Annotated in this window: 27 protein-coding genes; all 27 read right to left on the bottom strand. The window is 47.5% G+C overall.

Translation table 11 applies throughout. The features are described from left to right. Positions 1 to 18 precede the first annotated feature (18 nt). The 27 genes from JOE45_RS02560 to JOE45_RS02430 all read right to left on the bottom strand — a co-directional run bounded on the left by JOE45_RS02560 (position 19) and on the right by JOE45_RS02430 (position 24,868). Positions 19 to 381, bottom strand: a complete 363-nt coding sequence (locus JOE45_RS02560) for a response regulator (RefSeq protein WP_210021677.1) — start codon at positions 379 to 381, stop codon at positions 19 to 21. Positions 382 to 411: 30 nt separating this feature from the next. Beyond that, complete coding sequence (gene fliY, locus JOE45_RS02555) at positions 412 to 1,758, bottom strand: flagellar motor switch phosphatase FliY (RefSeq protein WP_210021678.1); 1,347 nt, start codon at positions 1,756 to 1,758, stop codon at positions 412 to 414. Next, on the bottom strand, positions 1,748 to 2,746 hold the full coding sequence (gene fliM, locus JOE45_RS02550; protein ID WP_210021679.1) for a flagellar motor switch protein FliM: 999 nt from the start codon (positions 2,744 to 2,746) through the stop codon (positions 1,748 to 1,750). The genes fliY and fliM overlap by 11 nt, the downstream gene beginning before the upstream one ends. A gap of 51 nt (positions 2,747 to 2,797) precedes the next feature. Then, the gene (locus tag JOE45_RS02545; RefSeq protein WP_245246548.1) at positions 2,798 to 3,277 is read right to left on the bottom strand and encodes a flagellar basal body-associated FliL family protein; all 480 of its coding nucleotides are present in this window, start codon (positions 3,275 to 3,277) and stop codon (positions 2,798 to 2,800) included. Further along, positions 3,278 to 3,499, bottom strand: a complete 222-nt coding sequence (locus JOE45_RS02540; protein WP_210021680.1) for a flagellar FlbD family protein — start codon at positions 3,497 to 3,499, stop codon at positions 3,278 to 3,280. It lies immediately after the preceding gene. A gap of 57 nt (positions 3,500 to 3,556) precedes the next feature. After that, the gene (flgG, locus tag JOE45_RS02535) at positions 3,557 to 4,390 is read right to left on the bottom strand and encodes a flagellar basal body rod protein FlgG (RefSeq protein WP_210021681.1); all 834 of its coding nucleotides are present in this window, start codon (positions 4,388 to 4,390) and stop codon (positions 3,557 to 3,559) included. 97 nt (positions 4,391 to 4,487) lie between these two features. Next, positions 4,488 to 4,865 carry a TIGR02530 family flagellar biosynthesis protein gene (locus tag JOE45_RS02530; protein ID WP_210021682.1) on the bottom strand — a complete coding sequence of 126 codons (378 nt, stop codon included), beginning with the start codon at positions 4,863 to 4,865 and terminating at the stop codon, positions 4,488 to 4,490. Further along, positions 4,866 to 5,309, bottom strand: coding sequence for a flagellar hook assembly protein FlgD (gene flgD / locus JOE45_RS02525; RefSeq protein ID WP_210021683.1), 444 nt, complete (start codon positions 5,307 to 5,309; stop codon positions 4,866 to 4,868). It lies immediately after the preceding gene. Between the two features lie 45 nt (positions 5,310 to 5,354). After that, positions 5,355 to 6,842 (bottom strand): flagellar hook-length control protein FliK, encoded by a 1,488-nt coding sequence (locus JOE45_RS02520; protein ID WP_210021684.1) that lies wholly within the window; start codon positions 6,840 to 6,842, stop codon positions 5,355 to 5,357. A 24-nt stretch (positions 6,843 to 6,866) separates the two neighbouring features. Further along, the gene (locus tag JOE45_RS02515) at positions 6,867 to 7,793 is read right to left on the bottom strand and encodes a MotE family protein (RefSeq protein ID WP_210021685.1); all 927 of its coding nucleotides are present in this window, start codon (positions 7,791 to 7,793) and stop codon (positions 6,867 to 6,869) included. A 24-nt stretch (positions 7,794 to 7,817) separates the two neighbouring features. Further along, entirely contained in the window at positions 7,818 to 8,258 is a 441-nt protein-coding gene (gene fliJ / locus JOE45_RS02510) for a flagellar export protein FliJ (RefSeq protein WP_210021686.1), read from the bottom strand. Positions 8,259 to 8,266: 8 nt separating this feature from the next. Beyond that, positions 8,267 to 9,586 carry a flagellar protein export ATPase FliI gene (fliI, locus tag JOE45_RS02505; RefSeq protein ID WP_210021687.1) on the bottom strand — a complete coding sequence of 440 codons (1,320 nt, stop codon included), beginning with the start codon at positions 9,584 to 9,586 and terminating at the stop codon, positions 8,267 to 8,269. A gap of 4 nt (positions 9,587 to 9,590) precedes the next feature. Further along, positions 9,591 to 10,409, bottom strand: coding sequence for a FliH/SctL family protein (locus tag JOE45_RS02500; protein ID WP_210021688.1), 819 nt, complete (start codon positions 10,407 to 10,409; stop codon positions 9,591 to 9,593). Then, complete coding sequence (gene fliG / locus JOE45_RS02495; RefSeq protein WP_210021689.1) at positions 10,402 to 11,418, bottom strand: flagellar motor switch protein FliG; 1,017 nt, start codon at positions 11,416 to 11,418, stop codon at positions 10,402 to 10,404. The genes JOE45_RS02500 and fliG overlap by 8 nt, the downstream gene beginning before the upstream one ends. A 13-nt stretch (positions 11,419 to 11,431) precedes the next feature. Further along, positions 11,432 to 13,027, bottom strand: coding sequence for a flagellar basal-body MS-ring/collar protein FliF (fliF, locus tag JOE45_RS02490; protein WP_210021690.1), 1,596 nt, complete (start codon positions 13,025 to 13,027; stop codon positions 11,432 to 11,434). A gap of 43 nt (positions 13,028 to 13,070) precedes the next feature. Then, positions 13,071 to 13,370: a flagellar hook-basal body complex protein FliE gene (fliE, locus tag JOE45_RS02485; protein ID WP_210021691.1), complete on the bottom strand. Its 300-nt coding sequence runs from the start codon at positions 13,368 to 13,370 to the stop codon at positions 13,071 to 13,073. Between the two features lie 22 nt (positions 13,371 to 13,392). Continuing rightward, positions 13,393 to 13,848 carry a flagellar basal body rod protein FlgC gene (gene flgC, locus JOE45_RS02480; protein WP_210021692.1) on the bottom strand — a complete coding sequence of 152 codons (456 nt, stop codon included), beginning with the start codon at positions 13,846 to 13,848 and terminating at the stop codon, positions 13,393 to 13,395. Positions 13,849 to 13,851: 3 nt separating this feature from the next. Beyond that, complete coding sequence (flgB, locus tag JOE45_RS02475; protein ID WP_210021693.1) at positions 13,852 to 14,253, bottom strand: flagellar basal body rod protein FlgB; 402 nt, start codon at positions 14,251 to 14,253, stop codon at positions 13,852 to 13,854. A 241-nt stretch (positions 14,254 to 14,494) separates the two neighbouring features. Next, positions 14,495 to 15,268, bottom strand: a complete 774-nt coding sequence (gene codY, locus JOE45_RS02470) for a GTP-sensing pleiotropic transcriptional regulator CodY (RefSeq protein WP_210021694.1) — start codon at positions 15,266 to 15,268, stop codon at positions 14,495 to 14,497. Between the two features lie 23 nt (positions 15,269 to 15,291). Beyond that, on the bottom strand, positions 15,292 to 16,689 hold the full coding sequence (gene hslU / locus JOE45_RS02465; protein WP_210021695.1) for an ATP-dependent protease ATPase subunit HslU: 1,398 nt from the start codon (positions 16,687 to 16,689) through the stop codon (positions 15,292 to 15,294). Positions 16,690 to 16,710: 21 nt separating this feature from the next. Then, positions 16,711 to 17,256, bottom strand: a complete 546-nt coding sequence (hslV, locus tag JOE45_RS02460; RefSeq protein ID WP_210021696.1) for an ATP-dependent protease subunit HslV — start codon at positions 17,254 to 17,256, stop codon at positions 16,711 to 16,713. Positions 17,257 to 17,378: 122 nt separating this feature from the next. After that, on the bottom strand, positions 17,379 to 18,707 hold the full coding sequence (gene trmFO / locus JOE45_RS02455; protein WP_210021697.1) for an FADH(2)-oxidizing methylenetetrahydrofolate--tRNA-(uracil(54)-C(5))-methyltransferase TrmFO: 1,329 nt from the start codon (positions 18,705 to 18,707) through the stop codon (positions 17,379 to 17,381). 50 nt (positions 18,708 to 18,757) lie between these two features. Then, the gene (gene topA, locus JOE45_RS02450; protein WP_210021698.1) at positions 18,758 to 20,857 is read right to left on the bottom strand and encodes a type I DNA topoisomerase; all 2,100 of its coding nucleotides are present in this window, start codon (positions 20,855 to 20,857) and stop codon (positions 18,758 to 18,760) included. A gap of 41 nt (positions 20,858 to 20,898) precedes the next feature. Further along, entirely contained in the window at positions 20,899 to 22,002 is a 1,104-nt protein-coding gene (gene dprA, locus JOE45_RS02445) for a DNA-processing protein DprA (protein WP_210021699.1), read from the bottom strand. 107 nt (positions 22,003 to 22,109) lie between these two features. Continuing rightward, complete coding sequence (sucD, locus tag JOE45_RS02440) at positions 22,110 to 23,042, bottom strand: succinate--CoA ligase subunit alpha (protein WP_210021700.1); 933 nt, start codon at positions 23,040 to 23,042, stop codon at positions 22,110 to 22,112. Between the two features lie 60 nt (positions 23,043 to 23,102). Then, positions 23,103 to 24,263, bottom strand: coding sequence for an ADP-forming succinate--CoA ligase subunit beta (gene sucC / locus JOE45_RS02435; protein ID WP_210021701.1), 1,161 nt, complete (start codon positions 24,261 to 24,263; stop codon positions 23,103 to 23,105). Positions 24,264 to 24,610: 347 nt separating this feature from the next. Beyond that, the gene (locus JOE45_RS02430; RefSeq protein ID WP_210021702.1) at positions 24,611 to 24,868 is read right to left on the bottom strand and encodes a hypothetical protein; all 258 of its coding nucleotides are present in this window, start codon (positions 24,866 to 24,868) and stop codon (positions 24,611 to 24,613) included. Positions 24,869 to 24,957: the final 89 nt, after the last annotated feature.

Below are 24,957 nucleotides of genomic sequence, written 5' to 3'. Positions count from 1 at the left end.
CCAATGTTTCAGTTTCATCTACCCTAAGGTTTTCTTAATAGCCTCGATAACACGATCAGCCTGGAACGGTTTAACGATAAAATCTTTCGCGCCCGCTTGAATAGCGTCAATAACCATCGCTTGCTGTCCCATTGCGGAGCACATTATAACTTTCGCGTTTCCGTCGATTTTCTTAATTTCCTTTAGTGCTTGAATCCCATCCATCTCCGGCATCGTAATGTCCATCGTAATCAAATCGGGGCTAAGCTCCTTAAATTTCTCAATTGCTTGAGCTCCGTCATTGGCTTCGCCGACTACCTCATATCCGTTTTTGGTTAAGATATCGCGAATCATCATTCTCATAAATGCTGCATCGTCTACAATTAAAATTCGGTTTGCCATAATCACACAGTCCTCCCAAGGTTGCTTGTTCTAATATTGTAATTTTTGAATTCGGTCCCATTGATTCACGATATCCGTGACACGGACACCGAAATTTTCATCAATAACGACCACTTCGCCTTTTGCAATCAGCTTGTTGTTCACCAAAATATCGACGGGCTCCCCTGCAAGCTTATCGAGTTCGATAATCGAACCTTGAGACAGCTCCAATATGTCTTTAATGACTTTGTGAGTTCGTCCCAGCTCTACAGTTACCTTTAAAGGTATGTCAAGCAGTAGATTTAAGTTCGTATCTTCCGCTGGCGTCAGATTCGCCGGTGTGAAGCTGGCAAACTGAGCCGACTGAACGTTTACATTACGGGCTGTCGGCATGCCGTATGCAGCAGGCTGCGGTGGATACATCGGTTGATTTGGTGGTGCCATCGGCGGTTGGCCATACATTGGATGCTGCTGCGGTGGCTGGCCATACATCGGCTGCTGCTGCGGTGGCTGGCCATACATCGGCTGCTGCTGCGGCGGCTGGCCATACATCGGCTGCTGCGGTGACTCACCATACATCGGCGGCTGCTGCGGCGGTTGGGAATAATGATCATTTACTGGCGAAGTTCCCAAGTCCTGCGCAAAAGTTTCTGGCGCTGGTACAGCAGGTGCTGGCGGCGCGGAAACGGTCTCCTCCTGAGTGTCTCCTCCCCCCATAAGAATGGAAACCATATCTTTAGCGAAGGCGACCGGAAGCAGCTGCATTATCGTAGAATCGATCAAATCCCCAATCGTTAGTCGGAAGGAGATTTTGATAAAAACTTCTTCCTGAGGCAGCGAAGCGGCTCCGTCCCCCTCCGACAAGTGCAGGATATCGATCCCTGGCGGTGAAATGTTGACAAACCGGTTGAAGATCGTTGACATTGATGTGGCGGAAGAGCCCATCATTTGGTTCATCGCTTCTTGGACTGCGCTAATATGGATTTCGCTTAACTCGTCCATTTGTCCGGTTCCGTCACCCCCCATCATTAAATCGGCGATCACTTGAGCATCCCGTGTTTTTATGACGAGAAGATTAATCCCATGAAACCCATCGACATAATTGACATGAACTGCCACATGCGGCTTTGGAAATTCTTCGATTAATTCCTCACGCCCAATGACGGAAACTTTGGGAGTAGTGATATCAACCTTCTTCCCAAGCAGCGTGGATAAAGCGGTAGCTGCACTGCCGAAAGTAATGTTGCCGATTTCGCCAAGCGCGTCCTGTTCCAATGAAGATAAATAATCTTCGACATGAGGAACATACCCGGAACCGTCGTCCGCATCACCGTCAGCAGATTGCCTCAACAAGGCATCGATTTCTTCTTGAGACAAATAATCCTTATTATTCGTCATACTCTTCTACTCCTTCTTGAACAATCTCATTAATCTGCACAGCTAACTTTCCTCGCGTAGTTCCAGGACTTCCGAAAAACTTTAGTTTTTCGCCGATCCGGATATGCAGCGGTTCCTCAACAGATCTGTTCAATGTAATGACATCGCCCGCGTTGAGACTCAAAAATTCTCTGACGGATATTTGTGAAGCTCCAAGCTCAGCAATCAGCGGTAGTTTTGCTTTATGAAGTCTGGATTGAAGGGCCGTCATTTCTTCCGGCGCACTGGTCTTTTTCTGGGATACAAACCAATGATGCACGGACAATCTCGGCATAATAGGCTCGATGACTACATGAGGGATACACAAGTTGATCATCCCAGTGGTATCCCCGATTTTAGTACTCAATGAAATCAGTGCTATTGTTTCGTTAGGTGAAACGATTTGCATAAACTGCGGATTTGTCTCCAACGCCTCCAGCCTTGGTGACAAATCTACCACCGTCTTCCAAGCCTCTTGCAGACTCTCAAACGCCCTACTGAAGATGCGTTCCATCACAATCGTCTCAATTTCCGTGAGTGCATTGATTTTGGTTGGAGACGTACCCGCCCCCCCCAGCAGCCTATCCAGCATGGCAAACGCCACATTCGGATGAACTTCAAGCACCATACGACCTTCCAAAGGCTCAGCTTCAAAAATGTTAAGAATAGTCATCTTAGGTATGGAACGTATAAATTCGTCATAAGGCAGCTGCTCGACCTGTACGACATTTATTTGCACAAAGGTTCGGAGCTGGGCGGAAAAATAAGTGGTCAGATACCGCGCGAAATTCTCATGAATACGGGTAAGACTTCGAATATGATCTTTGGAGAAGCGAACCGCTCTCTTAAAATCATAGGCTCTGACTTTTTTCTGCGTCTCTTCCTTTTTTAGCTCTTCCGCATCCATTTCTCCTGAAGATAGCGCCGCGAGCAAAGCGTCGATCTCATTCTGAGAAAGAACATCAACCATTAGCGTCACCTCCTTCGTGCTGTTGCTCTACATGCTTCATTATGCTTCATGCTATTGCAGAACGATATCCGTGATCAATATTTGATTCAGTTTTCCTTGCTGCAAAAGCGGATTCATTTTATTCATAAGGGCTGAGGTGAGATTGTCAAAGCCTTTGCTCCCCGACACCTGATCTGGAGTCATATCTGCGAGCGTTTGGATCACGATCGCTTTCATTTGGGTTTCCAGCTTTTCAAACTCCTCCTTCGCCTTCTTATTTTCCAATTCAAAGGCAAAGCTCACTTTAATAAACTTGTTGTTTCCTCCGGCGAGGTTAGTCAGTACATCTTGCATACTGGACGTGTTCTCCTGTACCTGATCCGGAGTGAGCTTCTTACCCGACTTGACTTCGCTGGCCGATTGCTGCGCTTGATCCAGCGGGGTGCTATTTGCTTTATCCATATAGTTCCAAAGAACGAAAGCCGCCGTCAAAATTAATGTGATGGCGATAAGAATAGCAACCACCATAATGAATATTTTGCTCTTAAACAACTACGACCCCTCCGAATTCAGGCTTTTTATCGAACCGCCTACAAGCCCTACCATTTGCATGAAGCTTTGAACCAGCGCAACGGTTTCTTCTACTTTTTCTAACACCATTATTTTTTTGCCGGTTACCAGTGTAATCATAGTATCCGGTGTCTCTTCGATCATTTCGATCAAGAGAGCATTAATCGTAATTTGCTTTCCGTTAAGCCGGGTCAGACGAATCATCAGCTACCTCCGGTTCACTAAAAAATCAGGGGAGGGAGTCCTCCCCCATCAATCAATCTATCGTTTCAGATTAACAACCTCTTGAAGAATTTCGTCTGAAGTCGTAATAATTCTGGAGTTAGACTGGAACCCGCGCTGCGCGATAATCATCTCGGTAAATTCCGAAGTCAAATCCACATTGGACATTTCTAGCTGTCCGGAGATAATGGCCCCGGTACCGGTTGCGGCATTATTGGCCTGAGCATCTTCTCCAGTAGGCAGCTCCAATGCATCCGGTGGCATTGCGTTTGGTGTGACGCGATACAGGTTTCCGCCAATCTTCTCGAGTCCGGCAGGATTCGCAACCTTAACGACCGCAATAAAGATACCGCTTGGAGTGGCTGCACCGTCTTCACCTACAGTGATAAGCTCACCAGACTGTGATATCGAAAATGCTGTTACCGTATCCTCAAGCTGAATAATTCCTCCCTCGCTGTCAGACACGAACAATCCGTCAGCATTAACGAGCCGCCGATTAGAATCCAGCGTGAAATTTCCTGCACGGGACAAAAAGGGCTGCTCTTGATCTTCCGTCGCCCTCATTGCGAAGAAGCCATCGCCGTCGATCCTCAAGTCCGTTACGACATTTGTCGTCATGGCACTGCCAGGAGTATGCAGCGTATCAATGGCGCCCACGGCAACACCAAGTCCGATTTGCTTTGAATTGACGCCCCCACGCTCGTCTGTCGGCGCTGTTACGCCTGATACGGTTTGGCTGAGAATGTCCTTAAACATGACACGACTGGCTTTAAAACCAACAGTATTGACGTTGGCAATGTTGTTACCGATGACGTCCAGCTTCGTTTGAAATCCTCTCATACCGGATACGCCGGAATACAGAGATCTTAACATCGATAGATTTCCTCCCTAAATGCGAATAAGTACTAGATGATCGGTTGTTTCAGTCGGTCCACAACCATGGCCTCCGCAGATCGGGCCGGCCTTTTCTTTAAGAAATGATCATGGCGCTGTCGATTTGCGTAAACAAGTTGTTTTTCATGGATGCTTCGTCCATGGCAGTAACCACAGTACGGTTCTTAATGTTCACGATCAAGGCCGTGTCATTGATCAGCATTAGCGAATCTTTTGCACCTTTGGTTGCAGCTTTATCAATTGCCAAATTGATTTTGGCCAGCTGTTCGGGCTGAAACTGAATGCCTCGCTGCCGTAATCGTTCTTCAGCATGATGGCTGAAACGCAAAGCTTGGTTTTGTAAAATCGAATCAAACGATACGTTCCTATTGGCGGATTGTGCTGCAGCTCTAGATGAGCGGCTCGGAGTCACCACATTCGGATAAAGCCTGCCAATCGTTATTCGCTCCGTCATTTACGTTTCCTCCGGATTCGAAATTTGACTGATTTTATCGAGCGTGACTTCCTCTCCGTTCACCTTCGCAAATTGTTCGCCCTTTTTCACCGTGATGGACTCAACCATGCCGGTTTTGAAATGCGTTGTTCCTTGGCTATCCTCATAAGTCCAAGTGATATTCTTCCCAATCAATCCTGACGCAAAACCGAGCGATTGGCGAAGCATCTTCATCTCACTGGCCATATTCGTCAGCTGTTCCACCGAAGTGAACTGAGCCATTTGCGCAATAAACTCTTTGTCCTGCAAGGGTTGGGTCGGATCTTGATTTTTCAATTGGGCAATCAATATTTTAAGGAATTCGTCTTTACCTAATTGATTCTTATCCTCAGATCCTGCACGCTGAATATTTTCTTTAGCATAATAAGGCCATACGTTTCGGGTACTGATATTGGAGTCTGTCACGGTTTCACCTCCTGTTCAAGCCGGTATCATTTGAAATGTCGATTTTTATGCCGTCACGTCAATGGAACCACGGCCGTCAACCGTCGTATTCATGTTAGACTTCGTTTCTAACCCTTGCTCTTCCTCAATGCTAGCTACGCTGCTGCTGCCCGATTTGTTTTGCTTGGAAGATTGACCCGACTGCTGCTGCCGCCCTTCTTGGAACATACCGGATTGGAAATTCTGGCTCTGGCTAACCTCCAGCTTCTCGATTTGAATGCCTTGGCTTTGCAGCGTCGATCGCAGCTGTGCCAACTGGCTTTCGAGCATTTCTTTACCAGACAAGCTGTCTGCCATAATTTGAGCTACAAGCAGTCCGTTCTGCATCGTCAGTTTGACTTCTACATGTCCCAGATGCTGCGGAAATAACGAGATCCTGGCTTCGGTTAACCCATCAGACGAAGTTTGGAGCGAGAAAGAACTAACAACAAATTGCGTCAAGTCATTGGCAAATGTTCCTGCGGACATTTGAAGCACTGGATGCTTCGGCATAGACAGTCCCGCTTGTACTCCCTTCATCCAATCTTGAAGCGACATCGCTGGCTGCTGTCCAGTTATGGTACCGGAATCGGCTGGTATCAATGGCTCAAACAAGTTGTCGGCCTGGATCGTCGGCTGCTCTGCGGAATGCATAGCAACCGTATGCTTAGCCGCTAACATTTCTAACTTGTTCAGCGGGTTAGTGACAATGCTGACCATTTCCTGTGTCTCGGAAGACTCCGCATCGGTTGCCGGCTGCATGATAAGCGATGTTTGAGACAAACGCTGAGATCGCTCGGCTCCCTTATTCTGATCGCTCTCGGTCACAGCCGCAGACATCAAGACTGCTGGAAGCTCCTTCAAGGACTGCTGAAGCTGAGGGTCTTTCTTCCCTTGTTCCACCATCTCTCTCAGCTGCTTCAACAGTTGGACAGCTTCGGCTTGGCTGATCCCCGCCTGTAAAGTCCCGCCCATGTATTGATTACCGCCATCCTCTGCGCGCGGAGAAGCCGCAGTCAGTGGAATAAACAGCATTGGATTTAATGCTCCATCCAAAAGATCATTAGAAACGTACGATGGCGCACTACCTTCTTCTTCCGAATGGCGTCCGTTAGCAGTACCAGCCTCCATGTTCGCAGCAAGTGCCGTCAAAATCTCCTGCAGCTGGGCAAGCCACGCTTGCAAGTCAGGATTCGATAAAAGAGGATTTCCCCCAGCTCCGTCCTGAGTCTGCTCCAACAGCTGGATCAAGCCATCGATCTGTTCGCCATTCATGGCTGCAGCAGATTCGTCTGTCGGAACGGAAGTTGTCAAGAAAGGGGCAAGCAAACCCATCAAAGCCGAAAGGCTTGTCCCAGCAGCAGTCAAATCCGTACCAGCTTGTGGATTGCCCGAAACGAGCATTCCGTTTAGCGTCGTAGAAAAACCCGAACTGCTAGATCCCGAATTGAATGCTGTTCCTCCGGACGTTGAACCAACAGATGTCGTAATTGGCGTTTGAGCTGTAATTTCCATATCTTAATTCACCTCCTTCCAAGTTTACTGAACGAGTCGTGCGGAGAGTAACGCAGCGGTTTCCTTGGATTGCTCGGACAAAGCAGACAACACTCTCGAACGACCTACGCTATCCATCGATTTCAAAATCGAGAGCACCTTGTCCGGATCCGACTTTTGCATCTCCAGTAACACCGTGGCTGCGCTTTTTGGGGTCATGTTCGCAAATGTAGAGCCAAGATCATCTCTGCTTAAGTTATCGTTTACCTCAGTCTGTGAAGCGGTCGATTGATTCAATCTTTCCTGAAGAGCCGCAATTTGCGTGTCCCTAACACTCGTCTGATCTTTTATCATTATGGAAGCCTCTGCAGCTTTCACAGGATCCATGCGCTCCAAAATTTTGACACGCTCATCCGTTTTCATCATACCTAGAACAAGCACCAATTCGTTTTTGGTTAAATTCTCCATGATCGGCGCAGCTTTCGTTGGTGACATTTTGGCATACATACCGGCAAGCTGCTGAATTTGACCTGAGTACTCTTCTTCAGAGACTGTTTTGCTCTTTATCTGTTCTTCCAAGCTGCTGTTCTTCAATTGTAGATCTTTGATCGTTTGATCCCGTTCCTGAAGTGCTGCTTCAGCTCGCTGCAGCTCCTGCTCCCTTTGCTCAAGCTGTGCGGCCTGGTTGGCAGCAATTTCCCCCTCGGCAGGAACCGCAGCGCCCCCCTGCTCTTGCATCTGCTGCTGGTTTTGACTGCCGTCCTCTGCACTTGTTTTCATATCTGGAACAATCGAGTTTACAATCGGAATTTTATTGGCCACGCGCAGAGCATTGTTCATCACATCATAGCCGAGGATGCTCATCAATACCCCTAGCAATACAGCCGTAAAAACAAAAGGGATGAGGAACCAAATCAAAAACCGTTCCATGGCTCCGTAAGAAGACGATTTTTCCGTATTTGCGTTTGCCATGACCTCACCTCCTCATAAAAATAATTACGAAAGTCGTTGATACCTGCTTGTCGCCATTTCGTCCAACTGATCTTGTTCTATTTTAAGCACCCCGGAGGAAAACTTTTGATAAGCTTTTTCCTTTGCTTTCGTCCATACTTTTTCTTCCAGCATTTTACCGGTCAGATCATCTTGTTTGATTTGCACGTTCGTCTTAGCTGTACTTAAGTCTTGATGCTTGTCTTTTATGCACACATCGATATGATCAACGAAGCTTTGCAGCAGCATCAGGTTTGAAACCGTCGTACGCGTTCCCGATACTTTATACAGTTCCTCCTGCATCTCCTGCTTCGCATTCTCCAGCCGATCCAGCGACGACTCTTCTTCCCGCAGTTTTACGATCGCCTGAGATAACACCCATTCCGCTTGGGTCTTTTCATTCGTTTTAAGGTCAACGATTTTTTGAAAAGTGTATCGAAAACGCATGCTTCTTCTCATCCCCTGTAAAATTCTCGAATTAACCGTTCTTGTGCGTCAGCGTAAGACAGCTTCTCATTTACCCGCTGCTTGGTATAATCCCATATCGATTGGATGGAGTCGATCGCCAGATCAATTTCTGGATTAGAGCCTTTTTGATACGCCCCGATATTAATCAGATCCTCCGAATCTTTGTACGTAGATAATAATAACTTTAATTGTTCAGCCGCGAGCTGTTGATCCGTCGGAACAATTTCTTTCATAACCCTGCTGACACTGGACAATACATCAATAGCCGGATAATGTCCACGATTGGCAATGCTCCGGTTCAGGACGATGTGCCCGTCCAAAATCCCCCGGACCGCATCGGCAATAGGTTCATTCATGTCATCACCATCTACAAGCACGGTATAAAATGCAGTGATGGAGCCTTTAGGTCCTGTTCCCGATCGCTCCAACAGTTTCGGCAATGTTGCAAAGACAGATGGGGTGTAGCCCCTAGTTGCGGGAGGCTCTCCTACAGCTAAACCCACCTCACGCTGGGCCATAGCGAAACGGGTTACAGAGTCCATCATCAACATGACATTTAAACCGCGATCTCTGAAATATTCTGCAATGCTCGTGGCAATCAACGCACCTTTAATTCGGATAAGCGCAGGTTGATCTGACGTTGCGACGATGACTACGGAACGAGCAAGCCCTTCCGGACCGAGGTCTCGTTCAATAAAATCAAGCACTTCTCTGCCCCGTTCGCCGACAAGTGCAATCACGTTGACGTCTGCCGCTGTATTACGGGCGATCATGCCCATTAGCGTGCTCTTCCCAACACCTGATCCGGCAAAAATACCTACGCGCTGTCCCTTGCCGATTGTCAGCAAACCGTCTATGCACCGTACTCCGACACTAATCGGCTCCAGTACGCGCGGACGTGTTAACGGGTTACTTGGAACGTTATTCGTAGAATAATGGGTCATTCTGGATGGCAAGTATGTTCCATCAAGCGGCTGACCTAAGCCATCGAGCACTTTACCAAGCAGTTCATGTCCTACCTGAACCGTGAGCGGCTTTCCGGTTCCTACTACATCACAACCGGGACCTATAGAATGAAGCTCACCCAACGGCATGAGAATGACCTTATTATTTTTAAATCCGACAACCTCCGCCTTTAGCGGTGTGTTCGATTTAAATGGATATATATAGCAAACGTCGCCTATGCTCGCATCGGGACCTTCCGATTCTACCGTCAGCCCGATGACCTGCGTCACCTTTCCATTCACCCGGATGGTATCCATTTGGTTAAGGTGCTCGATATATTTTTGAGCGTTTGGTGCCAGCATGAGCTTATCCCTCGTTTCGCATAGCCAACTGCTGAAGCGCATTTTTTATTTCTTTTAATTGCGTATCGATTCTCGCGTCGATGCTTCCGAATGAAGATCGGACAACACAACCTTGATCCAATACCGAACCATCCGGAATAATTTGCAGCTCCGCTTGCGAATCGATGGCGAGCAAAAGCTCTTCGCGCGCGTCTTGTATATAGGTGAACTGGGCAGGCGATACGCAGAGCGTAATAATTCCTTTTTCCCTCCGCCTGGACAGCACCTTGCGGATAGAATCGATCGTCCATTCGGGTTCAAGCGTCAACTGTCGCCCGATTACCTTCTCAGCTATAGAAGTGCTAAGTTCGATCAAAAACGGTTCAGCTTCCTGAATGATTTGCTGCTTCAATAAGTAAGCTTGCTCTAAGATCTGAGATGCCTCTTGCAGCGTCGATTCGTATTGCTCCCGAAGCTCCATCTCAACCTGAGCCAATCCTTCTTGGTATCCTTGAGCGTGACCGCGATCTCTCGCTTCATTCACAGCTTCCTGATCCTGAAGCCTGCGTTCATGCCACCAAGCCTCGATTTCGACCTGCGCTTGCTGCCTGATCGCTGCAGCCTCTTCCATGGTTGCCCGTACCTGCTCTTCAGCAAAGGACTCGGCATCCTTCAGAATCTGATCTTTCATCTGCATCAGATCGCTTAACTCTTGATGATTTTCTAGCGGAAGTTCCTCCGTTTCCTCCGGCTGTTCTTGTTTAAGAACAGGGGAAGCGGGGGGCTCCACAATCTTGCTGTCTTCGATAGCTACGTATTGAAATAATTTGATGACATTAGACAATAATATCATCTCCTCCGCCGCGAGCGATGATGATTTCACCGGCTTCTTCCAAACGTCTTATCGTTGCTACAATACGTGTCTGGGCTTCTTCTACATCACGCAAACGAACAGGTCCCATATATTCCATTTCTTCCCGGAACGTTTCGGCCATACGCTTGGACATGTTCTTGAAGATCGCTTCACGAACCTCTTCACTGGCAACTTTAAGCGCCAATTGTAAATCTGCATTCTCAATATCGCGTATAATGCGCTGAATCGAACGGTTGTCGATATTAACAATATCCTCAAAGACGAACATCCGCTTTTTGATTTCCTCTGCCAATTCCGGATCTTGAATTTCAAGGGAATCCAGAATGGTACGCTCTGTCCCCCGGTCAACACCGTTCAAAATTTGAACCACCGCCGAAATACCACCAGCGTTCGTATAATCTTGTGTAACGGTGGCGGAAAGCTTCTGCTCCAGCACCCGTTCGACTTGACTGATGACCTCAGGCGAAGTGCTGTCCATCAGCGCAATCCGTTTCGCCACATCGGCCTGCTTTTCCTGAGGCAGTGAAGACAAAATAATGGAGGCCTGCTCCGGCTGTAAATAAGAGAGCACAAGCGCAATGGTTTGAGAGTTTTCATTTTGAATAAAATTCAGAATCTGTGCCGGATCGGCTTTACGCGCAAAGTCAAAAGGTCTGACCTGAAGCGTCGCCGTCAACCGATTGATGATATCGAGAGCTTTCTGGGAACCAAGAGCCTTCTCCAAGATATCCTTGGCATACGCGATGCCGCCCTGAGAAATAAATTCCTGCGCCAAACAAATTTGGTGAAACTCGGCCAGTATGGAATCCTTCTCGACATTGTCGACTTTCCTGACATTGGCTATTTCCAAGGTGAGCTGTTCGATCTCTTCGTCGCGAAGATGCTTAAAAATTTGAGCGGACACTTCCGGTCCCAAACTGATTAATAAAATAGCGGCTTTTTGTCGTCCCGTCAAAGTCGCTTGCTGTACTTTAGCCAAGCCATGTACACCTCTATTCGTCTACTAACCAAGTACGCAGCAGATTCACAAACTCATCCGGCTTCCTCTTGGCTAACTGCTCTAGCTGTTTACGCACTTGATTTTCATTTTTTACATTGTCGATATCAATGGTCGGAAACTCCACTCTTGGCGTTTCATCCACGATCTCCTCCTCGACCTGCGCCCGGGCTCTCCGTCTGCGCAGCAGCCAGTAAGCGCCGCCCCCAATCAATGCAAGAGCCAAGCCCCCAAGAGCACCGTAAAGCAGCATCGTATTCGCATTTGCCCCCTGAATCTCATTCGTTCTAGCGAACGTTTGTGGAAACACGGTTACTTTTCTGGCTAATTCTTCTTCCGTCATTACCTGTCCACTGTCCGCTAGCGCGGCTCGAACAACGTTAACCAGAATTTGACGAACAGCTTCAACCGTCTGCGGTGTCAAAGAATTCATATCCAGTGGGTCAGGTGGTTCAATCCCCACATTAATGGTTAAATCTTTTACAACGTGAGGCGTGAGCACAATTTCGTTCGTAATTCGGTTAACTTCTCGGTTAACCGTTCTTTGAAGCTCTTCGGAATTTGTTCTTCCTGTATTTGCGGCACCAGGATATCCTGGTACGTCTGTTGCTCCCGTTCCGGGTACCCCGCCCTGCTGCTCAGCACCGTCGCTTGTATAGTTTTTCTGAATCTCCTGAATCGAAATATCCAAACCGACTTGATCGACTTCATTCGGAGCAGTGACGAGTTGTTCCTTTCGTCTTGTCTGATCAAAGTTCATCGTGGAAAAGACGCTGACGATTACCTTATCTCTGCCGAGTATCGCTCCCAGCATTTGCTGGACATTACGCTGCACATCGTTTTTGAACTTATTATTAATTTCAAACTGCTGCATCGCGATAGTTGAAGCATTGCCTATTTGGTTATCCCCTTTGGAATATTCAAGCAAATCACCATTTTGGTCAGAGATGGTAATGTTCTCTATCGGCAATTCTTTGACACTATGAGATACCAGATTATACATCGTATCTATCTTGGCCTGATCTAGTGAATAGCCAGGCTTGATTTCCAATACGACCGATGCAGATGCTTTGTCCGGCTCTGCGCCCGATGGTAAAAAAACACTGTCTTTCGGTAAACTAATTAGTACTTTTGAACTACTCACTGCAGTATTGGTATTAATGAGCTGCTGAAGTTCACCCTGCACAGCATTAAGATATTTGACATCGAACTCACGGTCTGTTGTCCCGAACGTACTGCTTTCACTGAAGGCGCCGTAGCCGATGTTGCCATTCTTATTTAGTCCTTGAGATTCTACCCCCAATTTGACACTGGCCACTTCACTTCGAGGAACGCCGATGCTTTTCCCGTCTTCACTAAGTTGGTACGGAATTCGTGCCTCGTCCAAATAAGTCTTGATCGCCGCTGCATCGCTAGGCGGCAAATTCGTATAGGCAAGGGCGTATTCCGTTTTGGAAAGGTTATAACTAATGATCCCTATCGTAAGTATGACTATAACCAATGTCGAGATTAGTGTAATTTTCTGTGTTTTACTAAACTGATTCCAATATTGCTTTGCTTTATTCCAATATTGGAGTAGGTTCTCGTTCACTGTTTCACCCCATCTGATTGACCGTCACCGAAATTCATCAAGATCAGACTTGCATTCTCATGATTTCTTGATAAGCTTCGATAACCTTGTTCCTCACTTGTACCGTCAGTTCCAATCCTAGTGAAGCTTTTTGGGAAGCGATCATCAGTTGGTGAACGTCGGATATTTCTCCCTTAACGAATCCGTTGTTTAGTTTGTCAACCGTTATCTGTTGTGCGTTTAAGTCAGCCATGGAATCGTTCAAAAATTTTCCGAATTGATCAGTCACTTCGGCTGGGCTCATATTTTTCGGCTGAATGTTATCTGTGATTTTCTGCGGCTGTAAAGTTATTTTGTCAATCATATAAATAGCCCCTTTAGTTTAATTATCTTCCGATTTCCAGCGCTTTCCCAACCATTGCTTTGGTAGCGTTAAGCGCAGTTACGTTCGCTTCGTATGAGCGGGTGGCTGATATCATGTCCACCATTTCTTTAAGCACGTCGACATTCGGAAGCATTACAAATCCGTTCTCGTCGGCATCCGGATGCGTTGGATTGTAGACCTGCTTAAAGGGAGAAGTATCTTCGATAACTTTCGTTACGCGTACCCCTTCTCCTGCTCCGCCGGTCTTACCGGCCATAGCGTTCTGAAGCGATTCGGCAAAGGTCCCCTGTTTCGGTTCTATGGTGACAAGTTTTCGTTGGTAAGGAACCCATTTGCCGTTCACCATCCTTGCTCGTGTCGAATCGCTATTGGCAATATTGGACGAAATGACATCCATCCGTAGCCGCTGCGCTGTTAGAGCAGAGGAGCTGATATCAAACCCGTTGGTCAGCTTCATATGTTACCCCCTTCCGCCTATAGCCGTTCTTACCTTATTAATCTCACTGTTTACTTGCTGCACAATCGTATTGTAGCGAAGCTGGTTTTTAGCCATAAGCGACATCTCGTAATCGATATCTACGTTGTTCAAGTTGTTGTTGATCATCGATTGGCTGTCGCGAATAATCTGCGGCTGCGGATTGGCGGGACGTCCGATGTGAAAATGCCTTGGATCCGTTCGATAGCCTTGCAGTTCGCCTTTATTTAACTCCTGCTGCAGAAACTCCTCAAATCGGACTTCCGAACGTTTGAAATAAGGCGTATCGACGTTGGCGACATTATCTGCTATCACCTTTTGTCGAACTGTAGCTGCATTGAGAGACTGTTCCAGCAATTGAAATGCGGGCTTACTCAAGATATTCATGGATGAACTCCCACTTTCCCGGAATGATCTGATCTATTAAATATTCAACAAAGCGCGAACAAATCCTCCTTTGTTCGACATTTTCTTCGAAAAAAAATATAGCAGTGCTGGGATAATTTAGACTTGGGTAGGACTATATTTATATTGAAGAATTTTGGAAATGATTACAATGAGAAAAAAGCCCTATATTTTCATACAGGGCCTTCATTCTATATATTTTTACAAAAAAGACAAAAAATCTTCAAGATTTTGCGTTTTGAATACCGCTCAGCAGCTGATCGTTTAACACACGGATGTATGTTCCCTTCATACCAAGCGAGCGGGTTTCGATGACGCCCGCGCTTTCCAGCTTGCGGAGCGCATTCACAATCACTGAGCGAGTGATTCCAACTCGATCTGCAATTTTACTGGCAACTAGAAGACCTTCCATCCCATCCAGTTGTTCGAAAATATGCTCGACCGCCTCCATCTCACTAAATGACAAAGAGCCGACCGCCACTTGCACAACCGCTTTGGAACGAGCCTCAATCTCAATTTGCTCCGCTTTTTCCCTTAAAATTTCCATTGCTACAACGGTTGACCCGTATTCCGCCAAAATCAAATCGTCATCGATAAACTGACCGTTTCGTTTGGTTAACACAAGCGTTCCCAGTCTTTCTCCTCCGCCAATGATGGGAACAATCGTAATATAGAATGACGTGTCCGCGGAATGGTCGCCGAATACATCAAATGGACTTCCTGCAGCTAGATTGGAAGAGGTTTCGTCCACTTTCAGCAACAGCTGGTTGTACTCCGGTGGAAAACGATTTTCTTGTAGGACAGAACCGCTTACTAGCATATCTTGCGCTGAGGATAAATACGCGCTACCAAGCACCTTGCCTTTCCGGCTGACAACATAAATATCAGCATTCAGCAGGCCACTAAGCACCACGGCCATATCCATAAAACTGACCGGGTTCCCCGCCTCCTTCTGCAGCAGCTTATTCAGCCTTCTGGTCTTCATCAACAATGTCATGATCTTGCCTCCAACTTGAACGATTACAAAATGTATTGGCTTAAGTCTCTATTTTGTACGATATCAGATAGCTTTTCCCTCACATACTCCGGAGAGATGACAATCCGCTCCAGAGTAATTTCAGGGGCTTCATAAGACAAATCCTCCAGCAGCTTCTCCAAAATCGTATGCAATCGTCGAGCCCCGATATTATCCGTATTTTGATTAACCTCCGCAGCAATTCGCGCGATTTCATGTATAGCCTCATCAGAAAATTGAACTTGAATACCTTCAGTCTCCAGCAGCGCGGTATATTGCTTTGTCAGCGCATGCTGAGGCTCCTTCAGGATCAGCACAAAGTCCTGCTGCGTCAAACTGCTGAGCTCGACCCGAATCGGAAACCGACCTTGAAGCTCCGGTATGAGATCCGAGGGCTTAGCAATGTGAAACGCTCCTGCCGCTACGAACAAAATATAATCCGTTTTGACGGGTCCGTATTTGGTCATTACCGTGGAGCCCTCCACGATAGGAAGGATATCTCTCTGTACGCCTTCACGGGAGACGTCGGGTCCGCTTCCTCGGCTGGAGCTGCAAATTTTATCAATCTCGTCGATAAATATGATGCCGCTCTGCTCCGCGCGTCTGACCGCTTCCTGCATGACTTCATCCATATCCAGCAGCTTCTGCGCTTCCTCCTGAAGAAGAACCTTACGAGCTTCCTTTATCGGCAGCTTCCGCTTCTTCGTTCGTTTGGGCATCAAACTGCCGAACAGCTCCTGCATATTCATGCCGGCCTGTTCATTGCCTTGCCCTGCCAACATATCAAGCATAGAAGGAGAATTGTCCTCGACCTCGATCTCGATCACCTGATTCTCAAGCTCGCCGCGAAGCAGCTGCTCCTTGACTTCCTGTCTGCGGGAAAGCACGGAAGGATCGGTTTCTTGCTCCTGCTCCGGTTGTGAAGCGTTCTGCTGATTGAATAACATCTCCAGCGGATTCCGTTGGCCGCGCTGCTTTGAAGGATTAGGAACGAGAATGGAAACAAGCCGATCAACGACCATTTGCTCAGCCCTATCCTTGAGCTTGTCGGTTTTCTCCGCCTTTACCATCCGAATGGATGTTTCCACCAAATCCCGCACCATCGATTCCACATCCCGGCCGACATACCCAACCTCGGTAAATTTTGTAGCCTCAATTTTGATAAAAGGGGCTCCTACGAGCTTAGCGAGCCTGCGGGCAATTTCCGTCTTGCCTACTCCGGTAGGTCCGATCATCAAAATGTTTTTGGGCACGATCTCATCACGGATCGACTCGTCCAGCAAACTGCGGCGATACCGGTTGCGGAGGGCGACGGCAACCGATTTCTTGGCCTGCTTTTGCCCAACAATATACTTATCCAGTTCGGCTACGATTTCTTTGGGGGTCAAAGCGTTCGATTTCAAAGTTTCATAACCTCCTTGGAATCATTCCATCTCTTCAACAATAATGTTATGGTTCGTAAACACACAGATCTCAGCGGCCATGGTTAATGCCGCATGGGCAATTTCCTTAGCGCTCATCTGCGGCGCGTAACGATGGAGCGCTCTGCCCGCTGAAAGTGCAAAGCTTCCACCGGAACCGATAGCCAAGATACCATCGTCTGGCTCAATAATTTCCCCGTTGCCGGAAATGAGCAGCAAGCCGCTGCGGTCCATCACAACCATCATGGCTTCCAGACGGCGGAGCACGCGATCCGAACGCCAATCTTTAGCGAGTTCGACAGCCGAACGCTGAAGGTTCCCGTGATGCTCTTCCAACTTGGCTTCAAACTTTTCGAACAAAGTGATGGCATCAGCTACGGATCCGGCAAAACCGGCGATGACGCCTCCACGATATAATCTTCGAACCTTTTTGGCTTGACTCTTCATCACCATACTGTTTCCGAACGTTACTTGACCGTCACCAGCGATGGCCCCCTTACCTTCATGCCTGATGGCAAAGATCGTCGTGGCGTGAAACGTTTGCTCCATAAGCGCGAATTCTCCCTCCAATCATGACGAAAACTAAGCTGTCTAAGCTTAGTTTGGCGTAAAGTTCCATTGTTTAGATGTGGGTAGACTATAGACGGATTTATCGTACCATAGTACATGTTTTAATTACAAGTCGAATTGTATACGTTTTGTGAAAAATTCTGAATTTTCTCAATAGCTCTCGATGCGATTTTTTCGTTTTTGAGCTGCTTGTTCCTGATTTTCTCATCCAACGGCGGAAATAATCCGAAATTAGCGTTCATCGGCTGAAAGTGCTTAAAATCAGCTGTAGTAATGTACTGTGCCATGCTTCCTAGCGCCGTATCTGGCGGAAGCACAAGGCATTCCAATCCTTTCGCATATCGGGCCGCATTCATACCTGCAATCATGCCAGAGGCAGCCGACTCCACATACCCTTCTACTCCCGTCATCTGTCCGGCAAAAAACAAATCATCCCGATCTTTGAATTGGTATGTCGGACGGAGCAGCCTAGGAGAATTAATAAACGTATTTCTATGCATAACGCCGTAACGAACGAATTCCGCATTTTCTAAGCCAGGAATGAGTGAGAACACTCGCTTCTGCTCCCCCCACTTCAAATGGGTTTGGAAGCCTACCAAGTTGTAGAGCGTGCCCGCCGCATTATCCTGTCTCAACTGAACAACGGCGAAAGGCAGCTCGCCGGTGTGCGGGTTAACCAAGCCAACGGGTTTCATCGGTCCGAACAGAACGGTTTGCCGCCCCCGCTTTACCATCACTTCGATCGGCATACAGCCTTCGAAATAAATTTCCTTCTCAAATTCCTTTATCGGTGCGGTCTCTGCAGTAATCAGAGCTTCGTAGAAGCGATTAAACTCTTCTTCGGTCATCGGACAGTTTAAGTAGGCCGCCTCGCCCTTGTCATAGCGTGAAGCGAGATATACCTTACTCATGTCGATGGAATCTTTCTCTACAATCGGTGCGGCCGCATCGTAGAAATACAGGTAGTCCTCTCCCGTCAAATCCTGCAAATGCTTGGACAAAGCAGGGGACGTAAGCGGACCGGTTGCTACTACCACGATGCCTTCAGGCAGCGACTCCAGTTCTTCGTTACGCACCTCGATCAGCGGATGATTACGCAGCAGCGCAGTTACTTCTCCGGAAAAACCATCCCGATCCACCGCAAGAGCTCCACCCGCAGGTACAGCATGCTTATCCGCAGCACGTAGGATCAAGGAATTCAGCAGACGCATTTCTTCCTTTAATACGCCCACTGCGTTGGTTAAGCCGTTCGCTCGCAGCGAATTGCTGCAGACGAGCTCGGCGAATTGATCGGAAATATGAGCCGGTGTTCTTTTTACTGGACGCATTTCGTACAGCACGACCGGAACGCCAAGGCTTGCAATTTGCCATGCGGCCTCGCTGCCTGCGAGCCCGGCGCCGATCACGGTCACTTTCGGTACATCAGTCACTGCATTGTTCCTCCTTGAGACTTCTACATCAAGCTGTTATAAGAGCACGATTAATCGCCATCTTGCTCTTCCTTTTTTTCTTCCTTAAAATCACAGGCCACACATTGCACGAACGTGCCTAATTTGTTTCGCTTTTCTACCAGCATAGCGCCGCACTTAGGGCAGGGCTGCTCAACAGGCTTATCCCATGAAACGAATTCGCAATCAGGATACCGGTCGCACCCGTAGAAAACACGTCCTTTTTTGCTTCTCCGCTCGATAATCTTCCCCTCGTGACAGGTCGGGCAAGTCACACCGGTATCCTTAACGATCGGTTTAGTATTGCGACAATCAGGAAAGCCGGAGCAAGCCAGAAATTTACCGAAGCGTCCCATTTTGTACACAAAATTTCGTCCGCATTTCTCGCATATTTCATCGGAAACCTCATCTTGGATTTCCACCTTCTCCATCTCTTCCTCAGCCACTTCTAACCGCTTCTCAAACGACTCGTAAAATTCGCTGAGCACATGTACCCAATCTTCCTTGCCTTCCTCGATATGATCGAGTCCTTCCTCCATATGGGCCGTGAACTCCACGTCCAAAATTTCCGGAAAAAATTCAATCATTTGCTGGATCACCAGCTCACCAAGCTCCGTTGGTACGAATTTCTTCTCCTCGATGGCGACATAGCCACGCTTCTGGATTGTTTCGAGCGTCGGAGCGTACGTACTTGGCCTGCCGATCCCCATTTCCTCCAGCGCCTTAACTAGTCGGGCCTCTGTATATCGAGGTGGAGGCTGTGTGAAGTGCTGCTTCGGATCGATCTGCTTCTTTTTAGCCTGATCGCCTTGTTTGAGTGGAGGGAGCAGCCGATCTTCGTCACCGGTATCAGCGGCAGCATCGTCATTCCCTTCCACATACACCTTCATAAAGCCAGGAAATTTCACTTTAGAGCCCACCGCGCGGAACACGATAGAGTCGGCCGTCAGATCCACCGTCATTGTATCCATCACGGCGGAAGCCATCTGGCTTGCCACAAACCGCTCCCAAACAAGTTTATACAACCGGAATTGATCGCGGCTCAGATACTCCTTCATCTGATCTGGCTCACGCAGCACGGAGCTTGGGCGGATCGCTTCATGCGCATCCTGAGCATTGACATTCTTTTTTATATAATTGCGCGGAATTTCAGGGTAATAGGCTTCCCCGTATTTATGGACGATGTATTCCTTGGCTTCTTCCTGCGCCACCGGCGATATCCGGGTAGAATCCGTACGCATGTAAGTGATCAAACCGACGGTGCCCTCGCTGCCCAAATCAATTCCTTCATATAATTGTTGTGCAACGGACATCGTCTTGGCGGCACGGAAATTCAGCTTTCGGGCCGCTTCCTGCTGCAGCGAGCTGGTAATGAACGGAGGAGAAGGATTGCGCTGGCGCTCTTTCTCTTTGACTTCGCTTACAACAAAGTCGGATTTCTTCAGTTCGGCAAGGACTTCGTTCACTTCTGCTTCGTTCTTCAGGTCCTTCTTCTCGCCGATGCTGTAGAACTTCGCCTCGAATTCGGCTTCTCCTGAAGTAAGCTTGGCGGTTATCGACCAATACTCCTCCGGAACGAACGCTTTAATCTCATTTTCACGATCATAAATAAGCTTCACGGCAACAGACTGTACCCGACCGGCAGACAGCCCTTTCTTTACCTTTTTCCATAAAAGCGGGCTGATTTTGTAGCCGACAAGCCGATCCAGAATACGCCGTGCCTGCTGGGCATTGACCAAATCCTGATTGATCTTGCGCGGTGTTTTAAAAGCATCCTTCACTGCTTGCTTCGTTATTTCGTTAAAAACGACGCGGCAAGCATCCTGATCGGACAGCTCCAAATAATGTGCCAAGTGCCATGCGATCGCTTCCCCTTCGCGATCAGGGTCAGCTGCGAGATATACTTTTTTGACTTTTTTCCTGGCGTCCTTCAACTCTTTGAGAATAGATCCTTTACCACGGATGGTGATGTATTTGGGTTCAAAGTTTTTATTGACTTCAACCCCGATCTGACTTTTGGGCAGATCGCGTATATGACCCATAGACGCTTTAACGATATATTTACTGCCTAGATATTTGCTGATCGTTTTGGCTTTTGCGGGTGACTCCACAATGACTAACGAATCGGCCATAGGCGTCTTTCCCCCTTCGACAATTGAAGTATGTATGATCATCAAGGTACTGTGTAGACTGAACCTGGAAGCTCGACGATTCGCTGCATCATTAGTAAATTTATCAGAACTGAATGCAAATGTCCAAATTTATATTGACTTTGCGACAATAACTCCTCAATATTCATCGGTTTTGAAGTAAGCAAATCATATATTTGCTGCTCATCCGCTGATAGTGTCGCTTTCGAAACGGCTTTAGGATTCATGTTTGTCTTTTGCTTCAACGATATTCTGGCGGCGTACTCCTCCAGAATATCACCAGGACCCGTAACCAGCTTAGCTCCCAACTTCAACCAATGAAGTGTCCCTTCACTTTTCGGTGAAGAAATCGGCCCGGGAATGGCGAATACGTCACGTGACGCCTCCAATGCCAAATCCGCTGTAATCAATGAACCGCTCTTTAGCGCCGCCTCGACGACCACGACTCCAAGACTCAATCCGGCAATGATCCGGTTGCGCTGCGGAAACAGTCCAGGACGCGGCTTCGTGCCAAGCGGATATTCCGATAGAAGCAGCCCGCTTTCTGACGTTCTGCGATAAAGCAGTTTATTCTCGGGTGGATACACCTCATCTAGGCTGCACCCAAGCACTCCGATCGTCCCCCCGGCTTCCCGCAATGCTCCTTCATGCGCTGCACTATCGATTCCACGGGCTAAGCCGCTGACCACACAGATTCCGGCGGATGAAAGAGATTCCGATAACCGCTCTGCAGTAACTTTACCATATGCTGTAGGTTTACGTGTACCAACCATAGCTATGCAAGGTTTATGAATGAATTCAAGACGTCCATGAAAATACAGGATCCAAGGAGGTTCAGCCGTCTCCTTCAGCAGTTCAGGATAGTCTTCATCCCACACACTGATCCAACCGATCTGCCGTTCTTCATATAGCTTGAGCTGCTTGTCCGGACGTCCGGATTGCAGTTGCTGCAGTCCCATTGTAACCTGTTCAGCACGTAACGGCGTAAGACCTAGCTCCAGCCACTCCGCATAATTCAATGTCAAGATATCGCTGAGTACCGGAAACTGCCGCACTAGTCTAGAAACAGTCTTCCAACCTATTCCCTCCATTTGATGCAGGGCAAATAGCATGAGGCGGTTGTCCATATAGTATATACACTCCTTCGGTCAGATGCAAAAAAGCCCCTCAATTCCGGTAAAAACCACGGAAATGAGAGGCTTCTTGCCTATCTCAATATGAATTAATAAAAAGCTTATTTTTTAGTGGTGCATTTCTCGAGCAGACCTTTTTCTTCCAATACGCTCACCAAAGTGGAACCCATTTCGGAAGGTGTCGGAGCTACTTTAATACCGCAGCGTTCCATTGTTGAGACTTTCTCTGCTGCAGTACCTTTACCGCCGGAAATAATGGCACCGGCATGGCCCATACGTTTACCCGGAGGCGCCGTTTGTCCGCCAATGAAGCCAACAACCGGTTTCTTCATGTTAGCTGCAATCCACTCTGCCGCTTCTTCTTCTGCAGTACCGCCGATTTCACCAATCATGATCACAGCATAGGTGTCCGGATCTTCATTGAACAACTTGAGGATATCAATAAATTCAGAGCCCTTCACCGGGTCTCCGCCGATACCTACAGCAGAAGATTGTCCGATTCCGCGTGTAGTCAGCTGATGAACCGCTTCGTAAGTAAGCGTTCCGCTTCGGGAAACCACGCCGACATGACCAGGTGTGTGGATATATCCAGGCATGATACCGATTTTGCACTCGCCCGGAGTAATGACGCCAGGGCAGTTCGGTCCGATCAAACGGGATTTCTTGCCTTCCATATAACGGCTTACTTTAACCATGTCAAGAACTGGAATGCCTTCCGTAATGCAGATGACGAGGTCCAGCTCTGCGTCAACGGCCTCCATGATAGCATCTGCAGCGAAAGCCGGTGGAACGTAGATAACAGAAGCCGTTGCGCCAGTTGCAGCCTTAGCTTCTACTACCGTGTTAAATACAGGAACCGAAACGGTGTTTCCGTTTTCAAGCGTGATGTCGACATTAGTGCCGCCTTTGCCTGGAGTGACGCCGCCTACCATTTGTGTGCCGTAGTCAAGTCCGCCCTTTGTATGGAACATCCCTACGGAACCGGTAATCCCTTGTGTAATGACTTTTGTATTTTTATCAACCAAAATACTCATGATCTATGTTCACATCCCTTGATATTATTAAAGAAAAAGAATTAAATGGAAACTCGTTAATTACTTAACGAGAGCCACGATCTTCTGAGCGCCGTCCGCCATCGAGTCAGCAGCTACGATGTTCAGTCCGGATTCATTCAAAATCTTTTTGCCGAGGTCTACGTTCGTACCTTCCAAACGCACAACAAGAGGTTTGTCAAGGCTAACTTGCTTCGCTGCTTCTACGACACCGTTCGCGATGACATCGCATTTCATAATTCCGCCGAAGATGTTAACGAAGATCCCTTTAACACTTTTGTCGGAAAGAATGATTTTGAACGCTTCAGTAACTTTCTCCGTCGTAGCACCGCCCCCTACATCGAGGAAGTTGGCCGGGTCGCCGCCATAATATTTGATGATGTCCATCGTAGCCATTGCCAGACCTGCGCCGTTGACCATGCAGCCGATGTTGCCATCAAGCGCGATGTAGCTCAAATCGTATTTGGAAGCTTCGATTTCCTTCGCATCTTCTTCTTCCAAATCACGGAGTTCCACAATATCCTTGTGGCGGTACAGTGCGTTAGAATCGAAGTTCAGCTTAGCGTCGAGTGCCATAACATTACCGTCACCCGTAACAACAAGCGGGTTGATTTCAGCAATCGAGCAATCTTTTTCTACAAATGCGTTATAGAGGGCCATCATAAACTTCACCGCTTTGTTTACGAGCTCGGCAGGAATGTTGATGGCATAAGCCAACTTGCGAGCTTGAAACGCTTGCAAACCGATCGCTGGATCGATCACTTCTTTGAAAATTTTCTCAGGCGAATGTTCAGCAACCTCTTCAATCTCGGTGCCGCCTTCTTCAGAAGCCATCATAACTACACGGCCTGTACCACGGTCAACGACAACGCCGACATAATATTCTTTCTTAATGTCACAGCCCTGCTCAATCAACAAACGTTTAACTTCTTTACCTTCTGGTCCTGTTTGATGTGTTACCAGGACTTTACCTAAAATTTCATTAGCATATGTACGAACTTCATCGAGGTTCTTGGCTACCTTAACCCCGCCCGCTTTACCGCGGCCGCCGGCATGAATTTGCGCCTTCACCACAACAACCGGTGTACCTAAAGATTTCGCAGCTTCTACTGCTTCATCTACCGTGAAAGCCACTTTGCCTTCCGGTACGATAACCCCGTACTGCTTCAGTACTGCTTTGCCTTGATACTCATGGATATTCATTTAGCAAAATCCTCCTATCGTAAGTGACTTCCTATATGGTATAGACCCTTATTACTTCCAGTAAGAGCCAACCGATACAACCATCCGCCAACCAACCATTAGCATGTCCGGATTGACAAACCTATATCATTGTACCACTTTTTTCGACCAGTTTCCTTATTATTTTTGTTTATGGCGCGATTTATCTTTTTTATAAGAGGCTAAAGTAAAGGTTATTCCCAAAATCTGGGTTTCTACAATTTTTACAAAAAAATCATGCTAAACCTCGTTCCAATGTACCCCATTCCAAAACAAAAGCGCATCGCCCCCCATGAAGGAAAACATGCGCCGTGTACATTTATTATTTGTTAATAGATCGGATTGATCTGGGTTGCCGTTCTTGGCTCACGCTCCGCTTGTTTGATGAAACGCTGCTCGTTGCCGGTAAAATTACAAACCTGACATTGAATCGTCGGTTCACTTTCCTCCAGCTGCTGCGGTTCACTTACTTCTTGAACAGAACCCGTTATGGCATCCTTTAGGAGCCACTGAGAGTAGCTTGAAATTACGCTGAATTTTATACGGTTGGAACGGCAATTTGGACAAAAATAAGGTTTTTGTTCCATTATTCTTCACCTCTGTTTATCATTGTGGCCAAGAGATCAGTAAAGTAACCCAGATAAGGGTAAAAAGTTTAGATTTATTGCCTAATATC

Origin of the sequence: Paenibacillus sp. PvR098 (genome assembly GCF_017833255.1) — a bacterium.
Classification (GTDB): domain Bacteria; phylum Bacillota; class Bacilli; order Paenibacillales; family NBRC-103111; genus Paenibacillus_G.
The sequence above is the reverse complement of the archived record's forward strand: the minus strand, read 5'-3'. Positions and strand labels throughout refer to the sequence as shown.